The 16,948-nt window shown below is 65.1% G+C and carries 15 protein-coding genes and 1 rRNA gene; 10 read left to right on the top strand and 6 right to left on the bottom strand.

Annotation, left to right across the window (positions count from 1 at the left end; translation table 11 throughout):
• The first annotated feature begins 63 nt into the window (after positions 1–63).
• The 5 genes from rrf (at position 64) to ehuA (ending at position 3,529) form a co-directional block, all read left to right on the top strand.
• Positions 64–180 (top strand): 5S ribosomal RNA (gene rrf / locus ACZ46K_RS22485).
• Between the two features lie 228 nt (positions 181–408).
• On the top strand, positions 409–1,311 hold the full coding sequence (ehuB, locus tag ACZ46K_RS22480) for an ectoine/hydroxyectoine ABC transporter substrate-binding protein EhuB (protein ID WP_464744870.1): 903 nt from the start codon (positions 409–411) through the stop codon (positions 1,309–1,311).
• Between the two features lie 16 nt (positions 1,312–1,327).
• Positions 1,328–2,062 carry an ectoine/hydroxyectoine ABC transporter permease subunit EhuC gene (gene ehuC, locus ACZ46K_RS22475; protein WP_054807685.1) on the top strand — a complete coding sequence of 245 codons (735 nt, stop codon included), beginning with the start codon at positions 1,328–1,330 and terminating at the stop codon, positions 2,060–2,062.
• Positions 2,059–2,703 (top strand): ectoine/hydroxyectoine ABC transporter permease subunit EhuD, encoded by a 645-nt coding sequence (ehuD, locus tag ACZ46K_RS22470; RefSeq protein WP_054807684.1) that lies wholly within the window; start codon positions 2,059–2,061, stop codon positions 2,701–2,703. The genes ehuC and ehuD overlap by 4 nt, the downstream gene beginning before the upstream one ends.
• A gap of 61 nt (positions 2,704–2,764) precedes the next feature.
• On the top strand, positions 2,765–3,529 hold the full coding sequence (ehuA, locus tag ACZ46K_RS22465) for an ectoine/hydroxyectoine ABC transporter ATP-binding protein EhuA (RefSeq protein WP_054807686.1): 765 nt from the start codon (positions 2,765–2,767) through the stop codon (positions 3,527–3,529).
• 10 nt (positions 3,530–3,539) lie between these two features.
• Here ehuA and ACZ46K_RS22460 read toward each other — a convergent pair whose 3' ends face one another.
• A complete protein-coding gene (locus ACZ46K_RS22460) occupies positions 3,540–5,084 on the bottom strand; it encodes an adenylate/guanylate cyclase domain-containing protein (RefSeq protein ID WP_464744868.1) in 1,545 nt (514 codons plus the stop codon).
• A gap of 43 nt (positions 5,085–5,127) precedes the next feature.
• Between ACZ46K_RS22460 and nucS the strand changes: the two genes are divergently transcribed.
• Both nucS and ACZ46K_RS22450 read left to right on the top strand, forming a co-directional pair.
• Positions 5,128–5,805, top strand: coding sequence for an endonuclease NucS (nucS, locus tag ACZ46K_RS22455; protein ID WP_054807898.1), 678 nt, complete (start codon positions 5,128–5,130; stop codon positions 5,803–5,805).
• Between the two features lie 3 nt (positions 5,806–5,808).
• Positions 5,809–6,147: an ATP/GTP-binding protein gene (locus tag ACZ46K_RS22450; RefSeq protein ID WP_464744866.1), complete on the top strand. Its 339-nt coding sequence runs from the start codon at positions 5,809–5,811 to the stop codon at positions 6,145–6,147.
• A gap of 17 nt (positions 6,148–6,164) precedes the next feature.
• Here ACZ46K_RS22450 and ACZ46K_RS22445 read toward each other — a convergent pair whose 3' ends face one another.
• Complete coding sequence (locus ACZ46K_RS22445) at positions 6,165–7,364, bottom strand: hypothetical protein (RefSeq protein ID WP_464744864.1); 1,200 nt, start codon at positions 7,362–7,364, stop codon at positions 6,165–6,167.
• Between the two features lie 82 nt (positions 7,365–7,446).
• Positions 7,447–7,932, bottom strand: coding sequence for a methylmalonyl-CoA epimerase (gene mce, locus ACZ46K_RS22440; protein ID WP_054810814.1), 486 nt, complete (start codon positions 7,930–7,932; stop codon positions 7,447–7,449).
• Between the two features lie 96 nt (positions 7,933–8,028).
• Here mce and ACZ46K_RS22435 point away from each other — a divergent pair, with 96 nt between their 5' ends.
• The 3 genes from ACZ46K_RS22435 to ACZ46K_RS22425 all read left to right on the top strand — a co-directional run bounded on the left by ACZ46K_RS22435 (position 8,029) and on the right by ACZ46K_RS22425 (position 10,695).
• Positions 8,029–9,219: an acetyl-CoA C-acyltransferase gene (locus ACZ46K_RS22435; RefSeq protein ID WP_054810813.1), complete on the top strand. Its 1,191-nt coding sequence runs from the start codon at positions 8,029–8,031 to the stop codon at positions 9,217–9,219.
• A gap of 134 nt (positions 9,220–9,353) precedes the next feature.
• Positions 9,354–9,713 carry a DUF3817 domain-containing protein gene (locus ACZ46K_RS22430; RefSeq protein ID WP_054810812.1) on the top strand — a complete coding sequence of 120 codons (360 nt, stop codon included), beginning with the start codon at positions 9,354–9,356 and terminating at the stop codon, positions 9,711–9,713.
• Positions 9,714–9,804: 91 nt separating this feature from the next.
• Entirely contained in the window at positions 9,805–10,695 is an 891-nt protein-coding gene (locus tag ACZ46K_RS22425; RefSeq protein WP_464749442.1) for a thioredoxin family protein, read from the top strand.
• A gap of 36 nt (positions 10,696–10,731) precedes the next feature.
• Here ACZ46K_RS22425 and ACZ46K_RS22420 read toward each other — a convergent pair whose 3' ends face one another.
• From ACZ46K_RS22420 to ACZ46K_RS22410, 3 genes are all read right to left on the bottom strand, one after another.
• Complete coding sequence (locus ACZ46K_RS22420) at positions 10,732–12,183, bottom strand: neutral zinc metallopeptidase (protein ID WP_464744862.1); 1,452 nt, start codon at positions 12,181–12,183, stop codon at positions 10,732–10,734.
• 33 nt (positions 12,184–12,216) lie between these two features.
• A complete protein-coding gene (gene glgB / locus ACZ46K_RS22415) occupies positions 12,217–14,370 on the bottom strand; it encodes a 1,4-alpha-glucan branching protein GlgB (RefSeq protein WP_464749441.1) in 2,154 nt (717 codons plus the stop codon).
• A gap of 101 nt (positions 14,371–14,471) precedes the next feature.
• A complete protein-coding gene (locus ACZ46K_RS22410; protein WP_464744860.1) occupies positions 14,472–16,490 on the bottom strand; it encodes a maltotransferase domain-containing protein in 2,019 nt (672 codons plus the stop codon).
• Positions 16,491–16,948 lie beyond the last annotated feature (458 nt).

Here is a 16,948-nt window from a genome sequence, read left to right as displayed (position 1 = left end):
GCTACGCGTCCACTGTGCGGTTTCTGAAACAGCACCCGTTTCGTCGGGATAGTTTCATAGAGTTACGGTGGTTATAGCGATAGGGAAACGCCCGGTCCCATTTCGAACCCGGAAGCTAAGCCTGTCTGCGCCGATGGTACTGCACTCGTCAGGGTGTGGGAGAGTAGGTCGCCGCCGAACACCCGTTCCGGGAGGGGCTCACACTTTTGTGTGGGCCCCTTTCGTGTTTTCTATCGGTTTGTGTTGTGGAGCCGACCAATCAGGTTACGAGATGGTAACAACGCGGTTCTGGTTTCCGGTTTGACCCTTTCACTGGGTAACGTCCGCTGGGCAGATCCGTTGGGTCGTGCTGCAAAGCGGTGCGGATCCTCCCGGGTCGTTCCTAGTGACGACGAAAGGGATTGGACGATGAGGATGCGATTTGGCAAGAGCGCGACCGTGAGGTTCGCTGCAGGAATTGCCGGACTCGGGTTGGTCGGCGCATCGGTTGCCGGATGCACCAGTACCAACCCTGGAGGCGGTGCCGAAGGCGGAACGTCTCTCGAGAGCCTGAGGGAAGCGGGCACCGTGACGGTCGGGTTCGCCGGCGAGGCGCCCTACAGCTTCATGCAGGACGGTGACCTCACCGGAGCAACGGTTGCCTTGCACCGTGAGATCTTCAAGAACCTCGGTATCGACAATGTTGAAGGCGTGGCCACCGACTTCGGTGCGCTCATTCCAGGTCTGCAGGCCGGTCGGTTCGATGTTGTCAGCGCAGGCATGTCGATCCTGCCCCAGCGTTGCGAGCAAGCGTTGTTCAGCGAGCCCGAATTCAATTACACGACCGCGTTGATGGTGCCTGAGGGCAATCCTCAGAACCTGTCGGACATCCAGTCGATCAAAGACAGTGGCGCGAGCCTGGCGACCATGACCGGCGCGATCGAGTCGGACTACGCCGAGGAATCGGGTATCGATGCAACGCAGGTCGCATCAGCGCAGGACGGCATGGATGCCGTGATCAACGGACGTTCCGATGTATTCGCGTTGACCGGTATCTCACTCAACTGGATGAAGCAGAACAACGAGTCGGCTCCGGTCGATGTCACCGAGTCGTTCGTCGCCGAGATCAACGGTGTTCCTCAGGTCGGCGCCGGCGGCACTGTGTTCCGTCAGGGTGACGAGGAGCTGAGGGACGCATACAACGAGGAACTCGCAAAGATCACATCGGACAAGGACAAGTACCTGTCGATCGTGGGGGAGTTCGGTTTCACCGAGAACGAGTTGCCCGATCCTGAACTGACCACAGAGAGCCTCTGCGAGGGCGTGTCCTGAGAGCGGGTTCTCCAGAATGGATTTCGGTTCGAATATCGAGGCGCTGACAAGCGCGTTTCCTCGAATACTCGATGGAATCCTGGTCACTCTGTACCTCACGATCGGTAGTGCGTTCTTCGCATTTCTGCTCGCCGTCAGTCTCGGATTGGCGGCGGGTGCGAAGAACTTGATCCTGAGGGGGAGTTCCCGGGTTGTCATCGAGTTCTTCAGGGGCACTTCGCTCCTGGTGCAGTTGTTCTGGTTCTTCTATGTGATGCCGTTGTTCGGTTATCGACTCGAGCCGATCGTGTGCGGCATCCTCGCGCTGTCGTTGAACTACGGCGCCTACGGCGCGGAAGTTGTACGCGGTGCCATAGCGTCGGTTCCTCGTCCTCAATGGGAAGCTGCGACCGCATTGAACTTCAGCTACTGGCAGCGTCTCAGGCGGGTGATCTTTCCTCAGGCATGGGCAGAGATGATCCCGCCGTTGACGAACCTGTTGATCCAGTTGCTCAAGGGCACCGCGCTCGCGAGCTATATCCTTTTGCACGACTTGACATTCGAGATCGAGCAGTTGCGTCGTAGTACCGGTGACACCCTCTTCGCCTTCGGTGTGGGGCTCGTTCTGTACTTCATCGTGGGATATGTGCTGACGCTGTTGATGAATGCACTCGAAGTGCGAGCCAAGAGCAGGCTGGGCACAGGGCCGTCGATGCGTGAGATCTTCGGTCTCGCACCGGTGCTCGACAAGCCCGAGGAGGTGAAGACATGAGCGTCGACTGGAGTTGGCAACGCGCCTGGGACGCGCTCCCGGTGTTGCTCGACGGGTTCAAGATCACGCTGCTCGCCACCGTCCTCGGTTTCGTCCTCGCCGCTGTACTGGGCCTGGTCGTGGCGATCGCTCGACGCACGTTGCCGCGACCGTTCGCGATGGTGCTCGGCGGCGTCGTGGAGTTCATCCGTCTGACACCGTTGGTTGTGCAGCTTCTCTTCGTGTACTACATGCTTCCCCAGTTCTCTGCATTGCAGATCGGTATCGCGGTCTTGGGCATCCATTACTCGACCTACATGGCCGAGGTGTACCGAGCAGGAATCGAAGCGGTACCCGTGGGTCAGTGGGAGGCGGCCCGGGCGCTGTCGTTGCCGAACACTCGCACGTGGCGGGCGGTGATCCTCCCGCAGGCCGTGCGCCGGGTGATCCCGGCCCTCGGAAACTACGCAGTCTCGATGTTCAAGGACACGCCGTTCCTCTTCACCATCACGGTGGTCGAGATGGTGACCGCAGCTCAGCAGTTCGGTGCCAGGAATTTCCAGTATCTCGAGCCGCTGACGTTGGCCGGACTGATCTTCCTGATCGCGAGCTACCCGACCTCATTGCTGATTCGCCGATTGGAGCGTCGTCTTGCCTACTGACCTGACCAAAGACACCGGGGGAACTGCGGGTCCGTCCGACGGCGGGGCGTCGGGCGATCCGATGATCCGCTTCGAATCCGTGGTGAAGCAGTTCGGCGACAACGTCGTGCTCGATCACCTCGACTTCGAGGTTGCAGCCGGCGACCGTGTGACCTTGATCGGCCCGAGCGGCTCGGGAAAGACCACGATCCTGCGGTTGCTCATGACCCTGGAGAAGATCGACGGGGGCGTGGTGTGGGTCAAGGGGGAGCCTTTGAGTCATGAGCGCAAAGGTTCGAAGCTCGTTCCCGCGTCGGAGAAGCATCTGCGAAAGGTGCGGCAGAGCATCGGCATGGTGTTCCAGCACTTCAACCTGTTTCCGAACATGAACGTCATGGAGAACCTCACCGAGGCTCCCATCCACGTATTGGGTCGGAAGAAGGCCGACGCCGAAGCGCGTGCACGGGAACTGCTCGCGATGGTCGGCCTGTCCGACAAGGAGAAGGCGCACCCCACTCAGCTGTCGGGTGGTCAGCAGCAGCGCGTGGCCATCGCCCGCGCGCTCGCGATGGACCCGGACATCCTGCTGCTGGACGAGGTGACATCGGCGCTCGACCCGGAACTGGTTGCCGATGTGCTCGACGTTCTGCGCCGGATCGCGGACACCACCGACATCACAATGTTGATCGTCACGCACGAGATGAACTTCGCCCGCGACGTCTCCAACCGTGTCCTGATGTTCGACAAGGGGCGGATCATCGAACAGGGACCGCCCGACGTCATCTTCACGAACCCGAAAGAGGAACGTACCCGCAAGTTCCTCGACGCAGTCCTCGCAGGGGAGTGAGGGAGCGAGGTCACTCGGCGGGTACTGCCAGCCGAGTGACCTCCGACCTTCCGCGCAATGTGATTTCGTCGCGCACGGTCCATTCGGATGCTTCGTCGCTCGTTGCGGTGTCGACGGCGCGACCCGATGCCACCACGTAGCCCGGTGCGGTCTTCGCGACATCGGACAGGCGCGCCGCCTCGTTCACCGGATCTCCGATGACGGTGTACTCGAAACGTTCTGCGGCGCCGATGTTTCCTGCCACCACCCGACCCGCGGCAACCCCGATTCCGGCGCGGCAGTCGGGGACCTCGACCGCGAGGCGCTGCGCCATCGTGCGTGCGGTCCGCAAGGCGCGACCGGATGCGTCGTCGACCCGGACGGGCGCACCGAAGATCGCCAGCGCCGCGTCACCCTCGAACTTGTTGACCGACCCGCCGGCGCGGTGGACCTCCTCGACGACCACCGCGAAGAATCGATTGAGCAAGGCGACGACCTCGACGGGCGGTCTCTCGGCCGCGAGCGTCGTAGACCCGACGATGTCGATGAACAGCACCGCGACGTCGCGTTCCTCGCCGCCGAGGATATCGGCGTTGGCGAGAGCTTCGGCCGCGACATCCCGGCCGACGTGCCTGCCGAATACCTCTCTGATGCGCTCCCGTTCCCGCAAACCTTCGGCCATGCGGTTGAATCCGGCCTGGAGTTCGCCGAGTTCGGTGCCGTCGTACACCACGACTTTGGTGTTCAGGTCGCCCTTCTCTATCTGTGACATGCCGTACTGCACCGATTCGATCGGCGCGATGCTCGAGCGCACGCTGAGAAACAGAAGCAACGAACCGACGAGCAGGGTGATGCTGCCGAGCGCGAGGATGGTCACTGCGAACCGGACCGGGGTGACCGGCCGGATGAAGCTGAACACGGCGATCAACATCAGCCCGATCACGGGGATGCTGCTGCCGAGTGTCCACGCGAGCATCACACGCCCGGTGGTCCCGGCGAAGCGATGACGGCGGGGTGCACCTGCCTCGAGCGCTCGTGCCGCGATCGGGCGCAGTGCGAATTCGGTGAAGGCGTAGACGAATCCGCACACGGTGGTGCCCGCGAGCAGGATCGTGATCGACACCTTGGGAATGGTGTCGGGATCGATGATCCCGAGACACGTGGTGAACAGGACGAGCCCGATGATCCAGAGGAAACCCTGCTGCAGGGTCATGCGCAAGGGAAGGTTCAGGGCCGTGCGTTGCTCTTCGGGGGTGGGGCGACGGCCATCGAGAGCCCAACCCAATCGATCCACGCCGTAGCGGGTACCGAGGACGGTGCCGACGACGATCGCCACCACCACATACGCCGGTGCCAGGACAGCAGTCACGATGAGGAACTCGGAGGTGAGCAGTGACGGTCCTGGAATCACCACATTGATGAGGGTCGCCGCGATCAATGCTCCGATGATGTGGGTGCCGGCGAGCGAGAATGTCAGCAACGACTGGACCCGAATTCGGAGTCGGCGGACCGGTTCCTCCGGTTGCCCCAGGATCGCGGAACCGAGCGGCGAGGTGCGGCTGTTGCGTGCTGACATGGTCGTTCGAGAGTAGACGAGGTCATCCTTTAGGGTGGGCTGTGTGCGCCTAGTGATTGCTCGTTGCCGTGTCGACTACATCGGACGTCTGACTGCACATCTTCCCACCGCACGCCGATTGTTGTTGGTGAAAGCGGATGGGTCGGTGAGTGTTCATGCCGACGACCGTGCCTACAAACCCCTCAACTGGATGAGCCCGCCGTGCTGGCTCTCGGAAGAGGCGCCCGAGGAGGGGGTAGAGGCGCTCTGGGTGGTCATGAACAAGGCAGGGGAGCAGTTGCGCATCACCCTCGAAGAGATCGAGCACGACTCGAGCCATGAACTCGGGATCGACCCGGGCCTGATCAAGGACGGTGTCGAAGCGCACCTGCAGGAACTGCTTGCCGAACATGTAGAAACACTCGGCGCAGGATACAGCCTGGTTCGCCGCGAATTTCCCACGGCCATCGGGCCTGTCGACCTGCTGTGCCGCGACGCCGACGGTGCCACGGTCGCGGTCGAGATCAAGCGGCGCGGCGAGATCGACGGCGTGGAACAGCTCACCCGCTATCTCGAACTGCTCAATCGTGATCCGCTTCTCGCACCCGTCACCGGAGTGTTTGCCGCCCAGCAGATCAAGCCGCAGGCCAAGACCCTCGCGACCGACCGCGGTATCCGCTGCCTCGTGCTCGATTACGAGGCGCTGCGCGGAACCGAGAGCACTGAATTCCGGTTGTTCTGAGCCATGCCACGACGGAATCGTCCCCAGGCGTCGCGCACACGCGCGAAAGCGGACGCCGATTCGTCGGGCACTGGGTCCTCGTCCTTCGGCTGGGGGACCACGCGGAGCGAGTCGGGACCTACCGGCGCGGAATCCGAACAGTTCACAGTGCGCACAGTGCCAGGATCGCGAGCGACCAAACCGTACCGGTGTCCCGGATGCGACCACGAGATCGCTCCGGGGACGCCTCACATCGTGGCTTGGTCGATCGATGTCCCCGGGGGCGCCGACGATCGTCGGCACTGGCACAACGGGTGCTGGGCGGCCCGCGCGAAGCGGGGACCGACCCGAAGGCGGTCCTGACCGGCGCGGGGTTGAGGCTACCGTCGAACCCTGCTCGCCACCGCCGGTGAACGACCGCTGCCACCGGGGCGGGGAGTCTCGCCGCGGGGCGGAGTGGGCGGCTGGGTCTGCTTCGGCGCCTGCGGGGCAGCGCTTCGGCTGGCCTCGCTCGAGCCGGTAGCGTCGGAGTCCTTACTGTTGCGCGCAGATTCGCCGACGCCCGCCCCGGACTTCTCGGACCCTGTTCCCGTGCTTGTGGTGCCGGAGTCGTCGGTCTTGCCTCCGCGCCGGGTGCTGTCGGTCGAGGCCCTTTCTGCACGCTGGTCGGACAAGTCGTTCTCGGAGTCCGATGATGGGGGCGTCGTGTCGTCCGAGAGGTCGCGCGCGAGGAGGTCGGTTTCGTCGGTCACGGCCGCGAGCATGTCGGGCACGCCGTCGAGCTGTTCACGTACGCCGTCGAGCTGACCGAGGATGCGTCCGCGCAGGACGAGAAGTTCCTCGGTGAGTCCCTTGGCGCTCGCGATCTTGCGTTCGGAGGCTTCAGTGGCCACCGAGAGGCGCCGCGCCGCTTCGGAAGTGGCCTGTTCGAGGCGACGTTCTGCTTCACCCTTGCTTGAACGTTCGAGTTCGTCGAGCGAACCCAGCAGCTTCGACCGGCGCTCGGACATCGTGATCTCGAAGTCCTGCTGCACCTGCTCGCGCTTGCTCTCCGCCTCGGCGGCGCGGCGGTCGGACTCGGCGCGCGCGGCAGCGATTATCCGGTCGGATTCGGCACGAGCAGCGGCCATCGTGCGCGCGTGTTCTTCCTCGCAGGCGAGGCGCCGGTTCTCGAGGTCCTTGAGGCGCTTCTCGAAATCGCCGCGGAGGCGGAGGCCTTCCTGTTCGGCGAGGGAGACCATCTCTGCGGCATCGGTCTCGGCCCGGGCCCGCAGTTCCGACGCTTCGTCGGACGCCAGCCGGAGCATTCGGGAGATGCGGTCGCTCATGCCTTCCGCGGTGGTCGGAGGAACCGAGAGGCGATCGACGTCCTTACGCAGGTCGTCGATCTCGTTCCGGGCATTCTCCAGCTGGCGCGCGAGGTCGCGGGCCTGTGCCGATGCCGCGTCGCGGTCGGTTGCCGTCACGCGGAGCTCGGCCTCGAAACGGGCGAAGTAGTTGGTCACCTCGTCGCGGTCGAAGCCCTTCCGCACGATGGAGAACGGCAGGTGGCTGGGGGCGCGATCACGATCGAAGACCATGAAGACAATCTACCCGCTCGAATGCGGGATCACTTGGGCAGCTCCAGTACCACAGGTACCGGAGCTGCTCTCACCGCCCGCGTCAGTGAGCGGAGTCTGCGGCGGGCTCGACGAGCTCGACCAGAACACCACCTGCATCCTTCGGATGGAGGAAGTTGATCCGTGAGTCTGCGGTGCCGCGGCGCGGTGCGTCGTACAGAAGCCGGACGCCTTGTTCACGCAGGTGCGTGGAGATCGCATCGAGGTCGGTGACCCGGTAGGCGAGCTGCTGCAGGCCGGGGCCGCTGCGGTCGATGAACTTCGCGATCGTCGAGTTCTCGTTCAGCGGAGCGAGCAGCTGGATCTGGGTGGCACCGTCGGGGCTGCCGGGAACGGAGAGCATGGCCTCCCGGACGCCCTGCTCCTCGTTGATCTCCTCGTGCGTGGACACGAGCCCGACATTCTCGGCGTACCACGTGAGTGCGGCGTCGAGATCGGGCACGGCGATGCCGACGTGATCGATCGCCGTGACGAGCCCGGAGGACAGAGCTGCCGCGACGGGCGACGATGTGGGAGAGGTCTCGGTCATGCCTCTGACGGTAGCGGTACCGTTGGTCAAGCTCATATCGGGTCCCAGGTATCCACAGTGTGAGCGTCCGCGTTGTCTATTCGGAGGACATTTCCCGTGAGCAGTTCTGTGATAGTCGCTGGAGCCCGTACGCCAATGGGTCGCCTGCAGGGTTCGTTGAAGGACTTCTCCGGATCCGATCTCGGTGGGGTTGCCATCAAAGGTGCCCTGGACAAGGCCGGGGTCGCGCCGGAGAAGGTCGACTACGTGATCATGGGTCAGGTGCTCACCGCCGGTGCCGGCCAGATCCCCGCACGTCAGGCTGCCGTCGCCGCCGGCATTCCGATGGATGTGCCCGCCCTCACGATCAACAAGGTGTGTCTGTCGGGCATCAACGCCATCGCCCTGGCCGACCAGCTGATCCGCGCCGGAGAATTCGATATCGTCGTCGCGGGCGGTCAGGAATCGATGAGCCAGGCCCCGCACATGCTCGAGAAGAGCCGCGCCGGATTCAAGTACGGCGATGTCACCCTGCGCGACCACATGGCCTACGACGGCCTGCACGACATCTTCACCGACGAGGCGATGGGTCTGTTGACCGAATCGGCGAACAAGGACTCGGACTTCGTCTCCCGTGAGGAGCAGGACACCTTCGCTGCGGCCTCGCACCAGAACGCGGCGCGTGCCTGGAAGGACGGTCTGTTCGACGACGAGGTCGTGCCCGTGTCGATCCCGCAGCGCAAGGGCGATCCGATCGTGTTCGCCGCCGACGAAGGCATCCGCGCCGACACCACCGTCGAATCGCTCGGCAAGCTGCGTCCGGCGTTCGCGAAGGACGGCACCGTCACTGCCGGTTCGGCGTCGCAGATCTCAGACGGTGCCGCCGCGGTGGTCGTGATGAGCAAGGCGAAGGCCGAGGAGCTCGGGTTGACCTGGATCGCGGAGATCGGTGCATCCGGTGTCGTCGCCGGGCCCGACTCGACGCTGCAGCAGCAGCCGGCCCGCGCGATCGCCAAGGCTTGTGAGCGTGAGGGCATCGATCCGAAGGATCTCGACCTCGTCGAGATCAACGAGGCGTTCGCCGCGGTCGGTATCGCGTCGGCCCGCGAGCTCGGTATCGATGCCGCCAAGGTCAACGTCAACGGTGGTGCGATCGCTCTCGGCCACCCGCTTGGTATGTCCGGCGCCCGGATCGCACTGCACCTCGCGCTCGAGCTGAAGCGTCGCGGCGGCGGTGTCGGTGCTGCTGCACTGTGCGGTGGCGGCGGACAGGGCGACGCCCTGATCGTGCGCGTGCCGAAGGGATAGTCGTCGAACGGGCACCGACCGGGGCCCGATCGTCGAACTCGATAATCATCACGGCCCTCGACGTCCAGCGTCGGGGGCCGTGATGTCTCTCACTGCACTACAGGTCGTCGTAGATTCATGGGCACAATGGCCTCATGACGACGATCTTCGACCTGTCCACTCCCGCGAAGAGGTTCCGCCTCGTGGCCATTTGGGAGGCAGTGACCTGGCTGGCCCTACTGATCGCGATGTTCTTCAAATGGGTTCTCGGCTACGAGGAAGCCATCCGCATCCCCGGCATGGTGCACGGTATCGCCGGGTTCATGCTGTTCGTCGTCGTCACGTTCATCACCGCGTGGGCGCTGAAGTGGGACATCAAGACCACGTTCCTTGCGCTCGTCTCGAGCATCCCGCCCTTCGGCACCATCGTCTTCGAGCGCTGGGCCGTCAAGACCGGCCGTCTCGCAGAACTCTCCGAGCCCGGTAGCCGCGAGGATGCACCCGCTACCGTCTGACCGTCCGCAACGTCCGCGGCCGTGGCGTGCCAGACTGGAGGACGTGACTCGACCCGGTTCCCGTCCTGCACGTTCCGCCGCGGCCGCGGCGCTGTCCGGCGCGGTGGATCTCGCGCCCCTCAAGGAGCGGGCTGCCACGCCGCCCCCTCCGCCCCCGTCCGGTGACGGCACGCACGGCGCATTCGCGTCGATCGTGGACGTCACCGAGGCCACTTTCGAAACCGAAGTGCTCCAGCGCTCCACCCAGGTCCCCGTCATCGTGGACCTGTGGGCCACCTGGTGCGAACCCTGCAAGCAGCTCTCGCCTCTTCTCGAGAAGCTCGCCACCGAAGCCGACGGCGCGTGGGTGCTCGCCAAGGTCGACGTCGATGCCAATCCCCGGATCGCCCAGGCCTTCGGCGTGCAATCGGTGCCGACCGTCGTCGCGATCGCCGCGGGACAGCCGCTTGCCGACTTCCAGGGCATCCAGCCCGAACCGGCGCTGCGGCAGTGGCTCGACGCGATCGCGCAGGCCGTCGAAGGCAAGTTGTCGGGCCCGCCCGCTGCTGACGGCGAGCCGACCGAGCAGCCGGCGGATCCGCGACTCGTCGCGGCCGAGCAGGCCCTCGAACAGGGCGACTTCGAGGGCGCTGAAGCCGCCTACAACCTGATCCTCGCCTCCGAGCCGAACAATGCCGATGCCAAGGCCGCGCTGCGGCAGGTCAAGTTCCTGGCACGAGCCCAGGACGTTCCCGCGGACGCGGTCGCGGTCGCGGACGCTGCTCCCACCGATCTCGACGCGCAACTCGCTGCGGCCGATGCCGAGCTGTTCGCGCAGAACCCCGAAGCCGCCTTCGAGCGGATCATCGCGTTCGTCAAGCGAAGCGCCGGCGACGACCGCACGGTGGCCCGCACCCGGCTGCTGGAACTGTTCGAGCTGTTCGACACGGCGGAGCCGTTCGTGATCGCCGCACGTCGCAAGCTTGCGGCCGCACTCTACTGACGCATCGCTCCCGAAGAAGGCCCACCGGCCGTTGCCTCAGCGGTAACGGCCGGTGCATGCATCTTCGCCGCCCAGCACCCCGGTCCGGAAGGCGTCCACGCGCGAGAATCCGCTCGGCACGGTGTTGCCGTTGACATCGCTCGCAGCGAGCCCGTCGCGGAGCAACCCGGAGACGGCCTCGTCGAGGTCGCCGGGGGAGAGCCACACCATTTCCGCGTCGGGGTCGAGCCCCGAAGCGACGGCGCTCGACGGACTCAGGGCTGCGCTGATCACACCCGACAGGCAGGCAGCGCGTAAGGCCGTGCGGGCATCTGTGAGGCCCTGGCCGGCGTCCTGCTGCACCGCAAGTGCGTAGCGGGACGCGACGAGGACGTACGCGTTGTAGTCACCGCGCACATCGGCGCTGAAACCGTCGCGTCGCGAACGGTCTGGGGTGCCGACCGCGGCGAGTTCCTCGAGGTCGACGCCCACGGTGTTGGTCGACGGGCAATAGGACACCGGAGTCGTCGTCTTCGCGTCGGAGCAGCCGAGATCCGAGCCGGACAGATCCAAAGCCGGCGGCGACTCGAGGTCGAACACGTGGTTGAACGACTCGAAGATCGTCTCCACGGAATCCGCAGTGACAGGAAGCTCGCCGTCGTCGCTGCTGTCGAAATACTGTGGCAGATCCGCGCGCCGCGATTCGATCTCCGCGGCGTCGATCCGCGGGCAGGTCGCGGCGCCGTCCGTGAACCCGATCTGCACCGCCGTCACGCGTTCGAACGCGGAACCGTGGATGGAATCCGGATCGTTCGGGTCGCTGTCGCGGAACAGCACCATCGACGCCAGCACATTGTTGAGGCCGTCCGCAGTGTTGAGTTCGAAGTGTTCGGAGTTGCCCTCGGCGACGTGCCGCATGAAGGCACCGGCGAAGCAGTCGGCCTGCTGCTCGAACACGATACCGGGATCGTCGTCGGCGACGATCCCGGTCGAGTACTGGATGGCGTGCCCGTATTCGTGGGCGAGCACGGTGACCGCCGACATCGGCCCGAAGTCCTCGACGAGCTGTGGCAGCAGATAGGTACGGTCCCAGCCGATGACGTCCCCGCCACTGCAGTAGGCGGCGTTGATGAAGTCGTAGGTGGATTCGCCGCAGAAGCGCGGGCCGCGGCGCTCGGAGGGATCCCACGAGATGATCGTGCCGACCGGTTCGAAGTCGCCGCGCGCGATCGAGCTGTACTCCTGCCTCCAGTACTCCTCGATGTCGGCGATCGCGTTACCCGCAAGGGCGTCGATATCGCCGCCGTCGGTGTTCTCGATCGTCACGTCGGCATCGGGGACACCGCTGCGCGGCCCCGTCGGACCCGACACCACAGGTAGACCTGCGACGGTGAACGGGTTGTCGTAGATCGACACCGCCGTCCCGGAGATCTCCTGCGCGCAACCGGCCACCAGCACAACCGCGAGAGCAGGGAGAAGCGGGGCGAACCATCGGTGTCGTCGTGTCACGTCGATCCACTCTCCACTCGTCGCTGTCGACGCTCACCGCCGCGGCGACAGCCAGATCGCGCCGTGCGCAGGGAGCGTCACCCGGGCCGAAGCCGGGCGACCGTGCCACGAATGAGCCGTGGCGATCACCGCGCCGAGATTACCGGTGCCGTTTCCCTGATACACGATCGCGTCCGTGTTGAGCACCTCCTCCCAGGTGCCCGGTTCGGGCAACCCGACACGATAGTCGGCGTGGACACTGCCCGAGAAGTTGTACAGGCACGCGATCACCGAACCGTCACTGCCGTAGCGGAGAAAACTGAGCACATTGTTGTGGGCGTCGTTGGCATCGATCCACGAATACCCGCCGGGCGTCGTGTCGAGCGTGTACAGCGCCGGGTGCTCGCGATACGTGCGGTTCAGATCGGCGACCAGTGCGCGGATACCCGTGTGCAGCGCGCCGGTGTGCGGATCGTCGAGCTGCCACCAGTCGAGACCGCGCTCCTCCGACCACTCTCCGACCTGCCCGAATTCCTGTCCCATGAACAGCAACTGCTTACCGGGATGCGACCACATGTACGCGAGCATCGCGCGCAACCCCGCGGCCTTGGTGTGGTCGTCGCCGGGCATTCGCGTCCACAACGTGCCCTTGCCGTGGACCACCTCGTCGTGGCTGATCGGCAACACGAAATGCTCGCTCCACGCATACATCAGCGAGAACGTGATCTCGTGGTGGTGGAACGTGCGGTGCACCGGGTCGTGCATCAGATACCCGAGGGTGTCGTGCATCCAGCCCATGTTCCATTTCATCGAGAAGCCCAGGCCGCCGACGTTCGTCGGGCGCGTCACCCCCGGCCACGCGGTGGACTCTTCGGCGATCGTCACGACACCGGGATGGTGCTTGTGCACGGTCGCGTTGAGCTCCTGCAGGAATGCCACGGCATCGAGATTCTCGCGGCCACCGAACTCGTTCGGGGTCCACTCACCCTCGGGTCGCGAATAGTCCAGGTAGAGCATCGACGCCACCGCGTCGACACGCAGCCCGTCGATGTGGAACTCGTCGATCCAGAACAACGCATTCGCCACCAGGAAGTTGCGTACTTCCTTGCGTCCGTAGTCGAACACATAGGTGCCCCAGTCGAGTTGCTCACCGCGCCGGGGGTCGGCGTGCTCGTACAGGGGGCTGCCGTCGAACCGGGCGAGGGCCCAGCTGTCCTTCGGGAAGTGCGCGGGCACCCAATCCATGATCACGCCGATTCCGGCGGCGTGCAGACGACCGACGAACTCACGGAACTCGTCGGGAGTGCCGAACCGTGCGGTCGGCGCGTAATACGAGGTCACCTGATAGCCCCACGACCCGCCGAAAGGATGCTCGGCGACGGGCATGAGCTCCACGTGCGTGAACCCGGTTTCGTGCACATATTCGACCAGTTGGTCGGCGAGCTCCGGATAGGTCAGTCCCGGTCGCCACGAACCGAGATGTACCTCGTACACGCTCATCGGTTCCTGCCACGGTTGCGCTTCGGCGCGCGCGGCCAGCCACTGTTCGTCGTGCCACTCGTGCGTGCTGCGCGTGACGACAGAGGCGGTGGCCGGTGGAACCTCGGTGGCGAACGCCATCGGATCGGCCTTGTCGCGCACCGAACCGTCGTGCCCGTGGACCCTGAACTTGTAGAGCTGGCCCGGTTCGACACCCGGAACGAACAGCTCCCACACACCACTCGATCCCAGGACACGCATCGGTGCGGTGGTCCCGCCCCACAGATCGAACTCGCCGAGCACCGTCACGCCACGCGCACCGGGCGCCCACACCGCGAACGACGTTCCCGTCACCATGCCGTCGGGCGTGTCGTACGAACGGGGATGGGCACCGAGCACATCCCACAGCCGCTCGTGCCGACCCTCACTGATCAGATGACGATCGAGCTCACCGAGGGTGGGTAGGAACCGGTAACCGTCGGCGACGACGACGGTGTGGTCGAACGGATACCGCACGACCAAGCGATAGTCAGCGGGGTCGTGCACCGGCAGCAACGCGCTGAACACGTCGTGCCCCACGGGCTCGAGCGGGTGATCCGTTCCACCGATACGTACCGCCACCGCCTCGGCGCCCGGACGCAACGCCCGGAACACGGTGCCTTCGGGGTGCGGATGTGCCCCGAGGACCGAATGGGGATCGTGGTGTTCACCGGCCGCGAGGCGTGCCAGATCGTCGGGGTTCGGCGCATGACGCGGGGCGGATGCACTCGACCGGCTGCGCGGAGGTGTCGTTCCCTCCGGCTCGCGCCCCGGTGACGACGACGGCACGGTCACGGCTGGCTCCTGTACGTGAGGGTCGTGCGGGCGGGAATGCCGATCCGGGGCAGGACAAGAATGTGCGCGACCGCGCGCCACGGTTCGAGCCGCACGAAATTGGCCTGACCCCAGTGGTATTGCTCGCCGCTGACTTCGTCGTAGACCTGCAGGTGGTCGTGCCAGTCGTGCCCGATCGCCGGCATGTCGAGCCAGATCGTGCCCTGCTCTGCGGCATACGGATCGAGATTGACGATGGTGAGTACCGTGTCTCCCGTCGTCGGGTCGAACTTCGAGTATCCGATCAACGCATCGTTGTCGATGTGGTGGAACGTGATGTTGCGGAGCTGCTGGAGCGCCGGATGCGCCCGCCGGATCCGGTTCAGCTCGGTCAGCCACGGTTCGAGGGACTCACCGCGACGCCGGGCATCGTCGAACCGCCGTGGACGCAGTTGGTACTTCTCGGAGTCGAGATACTCCTCGCTGCCCGGTCGGAGCGGAACATGCTCGTACAGTTCGTAGCCCGAGTACACACCCCACGTCGGGGCCAGCGTCGCGGCCAAGGCTGCACGCAGCGCGAACATTCCGGGCCCGCCGTGCTGCAGCGACTCGTGGAGAATGTCCGGGGTGTTGACGAACAGGTTGGGGCGCGCCTCGTCGGCCTTGCCCGCAATCTCCAACCCGAACTCGGTGAGTTCCCACTTCGCGATCCGCCACGTGAAATACGTGTACGACTGCGCGAATCCGCGGCGCGCGAGACCGTACATCCGTGCGGGCCGGGTGAACGCCTCGGCGAGGAACACCACGTCGGGGTCGGTCTTGTGTACCTCCTCGATCAACCACTCCCAGAAATCCGGTGGCTTGGTGTGCGGATTGTCGACTCGGAAGATTCGCACCCCAGCGGCCATCCAGTGCCGGACCACCCGCAGCACCTCGGTGTAGATGCCGTCGCGGTCCAGATCGAAATTGATCGGGTAGATGTCCTGGTACTTCTTGGGCGGGTTCTCCGCGTATGCGATCGTTCCGTCGGGCAGCACCGTGAACCATTCGGGATGCGACTGCGCCCACGGGTGATCCGGTGCGCATTGCAGCGCGAGGTCGAGGGCGACCTCGAGATCGAGTTCCCGGGCGCGCGTGACGAAGTCGCGGAAATCCTCGTCGGTGCCCAGATCGGGGTGGATGGCGTCGTGGCCACCCTCGTCCGACCCGATCGCCCAGGGGGACCCGACGTCGTCGGGTCCCGCGACCAACGCGTTGTTCGGACCCTTCCGGTTGATCTTGCCGATCGGGTGGATCGGCGGCAGATACACCACGTCGAATCCCATGGCGGCGATGCGCGGAAGGTCGGCCGCGGCCGTCGCGAAGGTGCCGTGTCGCGGGGTGCCGTCGTCGTTCCAGCCGCCCGTCGAGCGGGGGAAGAACTCGTACCACGAACCGAACAGCGCGCGGCGTCGCTCGGCGATCGTGGTGTAGGCGCGACCGCGCGTGACGAGTTCGCGCAGTGGATGCGCGCGGAGGATCTCGGTGACATCGGGGGAGTAGGCGGGCGCGACACGTTCGGGAAGTGTGCGGTGCGACCGTAGTGCTGCGGACACAGCCAGAAGAGAAGGTCGGCTGCCTCGGGGAGCCGCCTTGGCAGTACGTTCGAACAGGCGGGCGCCGATCTCCAGGTCGTTGGCCAGATCCTCCGGGCCCTGTCCCGCATCGATCTTCGCTTCGACGGCATGTCGCCATGTGGCGATCGGATCGCTCCAGGCTTCGATCCGGTAGATCCAATTGCCCGCGCTGGTCGGGGTGAACACCGCGTTGAACGTGTCGGGTTCGTAACCCGGTGTCATGGGAATCCGCACGAGCTTGCCCATGGTCTCGGGGTCCGCGGCCGGACCGCGCACCGCCAGAGTCGCCGCGAGTGCGTCGTGGCCCTCGCGCCACACCACGGCCGAGACGGGAACGACCTCGCCGACGACAGCTTTGGTCGGATATCTCCCGCCGTCGATCGCGGGCCGAACGTCGTCGATGGCGAGACGACCTGTCACGTGTTCTCCGTTCGCTGGGGCAGGCGGGTGGCCCGTGCCGAAAATGAACCGTGGGTGTGCGACCACAACCCTATTCCAGGCGGCAGCAGAGTTCCCGGTCATGCATTCGGAAAGGGCGAAACGCACCCTTTGCTATGACTGCCCGTATCCGTTACTCACGGGTTACGTCAGTTGACCGGACTGCAATACGTCGCCACCTAACGTCGATTTCGTAATGCACACAGACGTCCGACAGGGCGCAAACGGAGGGATCGACATCATGGGTCTGGTTGCCGGATTGATCGGGGTTGTCGGGGACTTGCTGCACCTTCTGCTCGGCGGACTCTGACCCGTCGGCCGACCGTGCGCGGTCGGCCGTAGAAGTACCGACGGCCCCGTGGCGTGTGCGTCGCGGGGCCGTCGCACGTGTCGGACGGCCCCCCGGCAGTGAGCTCGAAGGCTCTAAGTTCCGCACCCGT

It is taken from the genome of Rhodococcus sp. JCM 9793 (genome assembly GCF_055380405.1).
Note: the sequence above shows the minus strand (reverse complement) of the source record. Positions and strands in the feature narration are given on the sequence as shown.

What these genes read in the sequence shown, in the direction of transcription:
- ehuB (WP_464744870.1), top strand. Translation starts at nt 409, where the DNA reads ATGAGGATGCGATTTGGCAAGAGCGCGACCGTGAGGTTCGCTGCAGGA.
- ehuC (WP_054807685.1), top strand. Translation starts at nt 1,328, where the DNA reads ATGGATTTCGGTTCGAATATCGAGGCGCTGACAAGCGCGTTTCCTCGA.
- ehuA (WP_054807686.1), top strand. Translation starts at nt 2,765, where the DNA reads ATGATCCGCTTCGAATCCGTGGTGAAGCAGTTCGGCGACAACGTCGTG.
- mce (WP_054810814.1), bottom strand. Translation starts at nt 7,932, where the DNA reads ATGACCGAGACCTCTCCCACATCGTCGCCCGTCGCGGCAGCTCTGTCC.
- ACZ46K_RS22460 (WP_464744868.1), bottom strand. Translation starts at nt 5,084, where the DNA reads ATGTCAGCACGCAACAGCCGCACCTCGCCGCTCGGTTCCGCGATCCTG.
- ehuD (WP_054807684.1), top strand. Translation starts at nt 2,059, where the DNA reads ATGAGCGTCGACTGGAGTTGGCAACGCGCCTGGGACGCGCTCCCGGTG.
- ACZ46K_RS22450 (WP_464744866.1), top strand. Translation starts at nt 5,809, where the DNA reads ATGCCACGACGGAATCGTCCCCAGGCGTCGCGCACACGCGCGAAAGCG.
- ACZ46K_RS22430 (WP_054810812.1), top strand. Translation starts at nt 9,354, where the DNA reads ATGACGACGATCTTCGACCTGTCCACTCCCGCGAAGAGGTTCCGCCTC.
- ACZ46K_RS22445 (WP_464744864.1), bottom strand. Translation starts at nt 7,364, where the DNA reads ATGGTCTTCGATCGTGATCGCGCCCCCAGCCACCTGCCGTTCTCCATC.